Source organism: Photorhabdus sp. RM71S (genome assembly GCF_042879355.1).
Lineage (GTDB): Bacteria > Pseudomonadota > Gammaproteobacteria > Enterobacterales > Enterobacteriaceae > Photorhabdus > Photorhabdus kayaii.
In genome coordinates this window covers 1-215 of the sequence record NZ_JBHFKV010000369.1, presented here as the reverse complement: position 1 = coordinate 215, position 215 = coordinate 1, and the positions used below count along the sequence as shown (strand labels likewise).

Below are 215 nucleotides of genomic sequence, written 5' to 3'. Positions count from 1 at the left end.
ATTTAAACGCAGCAGGGGTGACATTGATAACGGATACGCGCAGTAACATGAAGGCAAAAGCGCTCTCAGTGTGGGATAAGGTGATGTTATCAAAGCGTTTCATCATAGAAAGTGTGCCGCAGGCATACAAACTAGCCGCATAGGGAATGCAGCCAGTATGTAGCATAAGCTCAGGAGGAGATGGTGGTAGGCCCACCGAAGTCCGCTGTCGGAAG

At 49.8% G+C, this 215-nt stretch carries 1 pseudogene; it reads left to right on the top strand.

What is annotated here, in order from left to right:
* A pseudogene (locus tag ACGF5R_RS25230) lies at positions 1 to 116 on the top strand (transposase); the annotation flags it as partial.
* Positions 117 to 215: the final 99 nt, after the last annotated feature.